We start from the raw sequence: 4,182 nt of genomic DNA, 5'->3' as shown, positions 1-4,182 counted from the left end.
GGCGAGGGCCGCGCCCAGCACGGCGCCGACCCGGCCGGCGCCGAGGACGCCGACGGCGAGGGTACGCGGGAAGACGAGCGGGGCAGCGGTGGCCCGGGGGCGCAGCGGTGCGCTCATGGCAGCGATCCAGTCCTCGAAGGGGGTACCGGTCGATGGCAAGTATGCGCCCGGGTGACAGACCCGGAACAAGAAGGTGTGAAAACCTTCACCGACCGCCGGAAGCGGCTGCTGCGGTGGCGGGCAAACCGCCCGTTCGGGTACGTCCCGTAGGGTCGGCACGGTGACCACCCCGCTGCGCTGGCGCGACGCGATGGAGCGGGCGCTGTACGGGCCGGACGGCTTCTTCGTCTCCGGCGCCGGGCCCGCCGCGCACTTCCGCACGAGCGTGCACGCCTCACCCGTATTCGCCGCCTGCATGCTGCGGCAGCTCGAGACGGTGGACGCGGCGCTGGGGCACCCGGCCCGGCTGGACGTGGTGGACGTGGGCGCGGGCCGGGGCGAACTCCTCCGGGCCCTGCTGGCGCAGGCCGCACCCGAACTGGCCGCCCGGCTCCACCCGGTGGCAGTGGAGCTGTCGCCCCGCCCGGCCGATCTGCCGCCGGAGATCGACTGGCAGGCCGACATCCCCGACGGGATAACCGGCCTGCTCCTGGCCACCGAGTGGCTGGACAACGTCCCGGTGGACGTGGCGGTCCACACCCGGACAGGCTGGCGCCTCCTCCTGGTGAACCCGAAAACCGGCGAGGAGACGGTGGGTCCCGCCCCCTCCCGCACCGAAATCACCTGGCTGGCCCACTGGTGGCCCCCGGCCCCCACCCCGCCGCCCACCCCGTTGATCAAGGACTTTGCGGCGGCGGGGGGCCCGGATCAGGACACGAACTCCTTGATCAACGCCGAGGGCGAGGGCGTGGGCGGGAGCGAGGGCGAGGGTGGGGTCGGTGGGAGGGCGGAGATCGGGTCGGGACGGGATCTGGCCTGGGCCGGGGCTGTGGGGAAGGTGGCGCGGGGGGTGGCGCTTGCGGTGGACTACGGGCATCTGCGGGACTCGCGTCCCCTGGACGGGACGTTGACCGGGTATCGGGGTGGGCGGCAGATGCCGCCGGTCCCGGACGGGTCGTGCGACGTGACGGCGCACGTCGCCATGGACTCGGTCGCCTCCGCCGGTGAGCGGGTCGCGCGGTGCGCGTACTCCCTGGTCTCTCAGCGGGAGGCGCTGCGGGCGCTCGGGGCCGACGGCGGGCGACCGCCGCTGAGCCTGGCCTCCCGCGACCCGGCCGGCTACCTGCGGGCGCTGGCCACGGCCTCGGCGGCGGCCGAACTGACCGACCCGGCCGGGCTCGGCGGGCACCTGTGGCTGCGGCAGCCGGTCGGCGTCGCGCTCGACGCGGTCGTGGCACGATGACGGGCATGACCACGGACGCCGCCGACCTCCGCGAGCTGACAGTCGGTACCGGCGCCGGCGGTGAGCAGCTCGGCACCGACATGGTGCTCAACATCGGGCCGCAACACCCCTCGACGCACGGCGTGCTGCGGCTGAAGCTGGTGCTCGACGGGGAGCGGGTGGTCGCCGCCGAACCGATCGTCGGTTACATGCACCGGGGGGCGGAGAAGCTCTTCGAGGTACGCGACTACCGGCAGATCATCGTGCTGGCTAACCGGCACGACTGGCTGTCGGCGTTCTCCAACGAGCTGGGCGTGGTGCTCGCCGTCGAGCGGCTGATGGGCATGGAGGTGCCGGAACGCGCCACCTGGCTGCGGATGGCGCTGGCCGAACTGAACCGGGTGCTCAACCACCTGATGTTCCTCGGCTCGTACCCGCTGGAGATCGGCGCGATCACGCCGATGTTCTACGCGTTCCGGGAACGGGAGACCATCCAGGCCGTGATGGAGGAGGTCTCCGGCGGCCGGATCCACTACATGTTCAACCGGGTCGGCGGCCTGAAGGAGGAGGTGCCGTCCGGCTGGACCGGGCGCGCCCGCGCCGCCATCGCCGAGGTACGCCGCCGGATGCCCGACCTGGACAACCTGATCCGGCGCAACGAGATCTTCCTGGCCCGTACCGTCGGGGTCGGCGTGCTCTCCGCCGCCGACGCCGCCGCGTTCGGCGCGTCCGGGCCGGTCGCCCGCGCCTCCGGGCTCGACCTCGACCTGCGCCGCGACGAGCCGTACCTGGCCTACGACCAGCTCGACGTGCCGGTGGTGACGAAGACCGCCGGTGACTGTCACGCCCGCTTCGAGGTGCTGCTCGACCAGGTGTACGCCTCGCTCGACCTCGCCGAGCAGTGCCTGGACCGAGTGGACCGGATCAGCGGGCCGGTCAACACGCGGCTGCCGAAGGTGCTGAAGGCGCCGGAGGGGCACACGTACGCCTGGACCGAGAACCCGCTCGGCATCAACGGCTACTACCTGGTGTCCCGGGGCGAGAAGACGCCGTGGCGGATGAAGCTGCGCACCGCCTCGTACGCGAACGTGCAGGCGCTGTCGTCGCTGCTGCCCGGCTGCCTGGTGCCCGACCTGATCGCCATCCTCGGCTCGATGTTCTTCGTGGTGGGCGACATCGACAAGTGATCGGGGGCGGCCGGCGGCGGCGAACGGGCGCGGTCAGCGCCAGCGGTCGGCGGCGGTGTCCCGGTGCGGCCGGCCGTGTCCGCCGTGCTCCGGGCTGCGCCACTCCGGCTCTGCCGGCCGCCATTCCGGCTCGGGCCGACGCCACTGCGGCTCGGTCTGCCGAGTCTCCGGCTGACGCCAGTGGGGCTCGGCCTGGTGCCGCTCCGGTTCCGCTTGGCGCCACTCCGGTTCCGGCTGACGCCACTCGGGTTCGGGCTGACGCCATTCCGGGGGCGGTTGGCGCCACTCCGGCTGGCCGCTGCGCTGCGTCGGCGGCCGCCACTCGTCCGGCACCGGCACCCCGCCGGCCGGCAGCGCCGGGTGGCTCTCCCCGGACCAGCGGTCGTCGGTTCCGTCCGCCGCGCTCGCGTCCGGCCGCCCGGCGCGCACCGATGCCCACCGGTCCTCGACCCGGTACTCGGTGCCGCCGCCGTCGGCGTGCACCGCGGCCCGCCGTTCCCCGAGCCGGACCTCCCGGCCGTCACCGTCGTCGCGGACCGCCGCCCACCGGTTGCCGGCACGCATCTCGGACCACTGGTCGCCGTCGGTGCCCGCCCGGCCTCCCGGGGTGTCCGGTGCGCCCGCCGCCGGCCAGGTGCTCGCCGCCCGGCCGGCCCGGTCGTCACCACCGCCGGGCCACTGCCGCTGCTCCTCCGCCGCCGTCCGGCTCCGGTCGCCCGACCAGCCACCCCCGGAGGTACGCCCGGACCAGCCCGGTTCCCCGGCGGTACGCCCGGACCAGCCCTGTTCGCCGTCGGCGGTCCGGCCGACGCCCGCCCACGGATGTTCGGTGCCCGGACGCCCGGCGTCGGTCCACGAGTGCCCGTCGTCGCCCGACCCGGCGCCCCAGCCCCCCTCGTCCGACCCGGCGCGACGGCCCGGCCGGTCGCCCGGTTCGCGGTGTCCCGCACGCCAGTGGTCGGCCGGGTCCGTGCCCCGGGGCCGGTCCTCGTCTGACCAGCCACCGGGGAATCCGCCGTACCGGGTTCCGGCCGGCTCACCCCCACCGACGATCGTGTGCCGGGTGGTGACGTGCACCGTCTCGGTGTGGTGGACCACGCCCACCGGGCGGGTCTCCGGCCGGGCCACCGGCTCGGACACCCGCGCCGCGCCGTACACCCCGCTCGCGGGCCGCTCCGGACGCACGGTCGCCCGCGCCGGCTCGGCGTCGTGCCGGCCGGTCCGTGCCGGGTCCGCGTCGTAGTGGCCGGCCCGGGGCGGCTCGGCGTCGAAGTGGTCGGCTCGGGGCGGGTCGAGGTCGTAGCGGCCCGCCTGGAGCGGCTCGGCGTCGTAGCGACTCGCTCGGGAGGGCTCGGCGTCGTAGCGGCCGGTCCGGGGCGGATCGATGTCGTGACGGCCCGCCCGGGACACCTCGGAGTCGTAGCCGCCCGCGCGGGGCAGGTCGGCGTCGTGGTCGGTTCCGTAGCGGCCGCCGGAGTACGCGGCCCGGGCCGGTTCGTCCTCGTCCCGGCCGGCCGGGTGCGCCCGTCCCGCAGCGGCCGTGCCGGTGACCGGCACCCGGGCCGCACCGCTCGGGCGCTCCGGCGCCGAGGCAGCGGACGCGGGGGCGGAGGC

Annotated in this window: 3 protein-coding genes; 2 read left to right on the top strand and 1 reads right to left on the bottom strand. The window is 75.5% G+C overall.

Annotation, left to right across the window (positions count from 1 at the left end; genetic code table 11):
* Nucleotides 1-310 precede the first annotated feature (310 nt).
* Both AC2CHG_RS30275 and AC2CHG_RS30270 read left to right on the top strand, forming a co-directional pair.
* Nucleotides 311-1,402, top strand: coding sequence for an SAM-dependent methyltransferase (locus AC2CHG_RS30275; protein WP_484526090.1), 1,092 nt, complete (start codon nt 311-313; stop codon nt 1,400-1,402).
* Entirely contained in the window at nt 1,399-2,568 is a 1,170-nt protein-coding gene (locus AC2CHG_RS30270; protein ID WP_355511600.1) for an NADH-quinone oxidoreductase subunit D, read from the top strand. Before AC2CHG_RS30275 ends, AC2CHG_RS30270 begins: the two co-directional genes overlap by 4 nt.
* A gap of 33 nt (nt 2,569-2,601) precedes the next feature.
* Here AC2CHG_RS30270 and AC2CHG_RS30265 read toward each other — a convergent pair.
* On the bottom strand, nt 2,602-4,182 hold a 1,581-nt coding region (locus AC2CHG_RS30265; protein WP_484526089.1), incomplete at its 5' end, for a hypothetical protein.

The sequence above is a fragment of the Micromonospora sp. ATLC20 genome (assembly GCF_057196585.1).
This window is presented reverse-complemented; position numbering and strand designations above follow the sequence as displayed.

Coding starts and splice junctions, on each gene's coding strand:
- AC2CHG_RS30275 (WP_484526090.1), top strand. CDS start 311: ATGGAGCGGGCGCTGTACGGGCCGGACGGCTTCTTCGTCTCCGGCGCC.
- AC2CHG_RS30270 (WP_355511600.1), top strand. CDS start 1,399: ATGACGGGCATGACCACGGACGCCGCCGACCTCCGCGAGCTGACAGTC.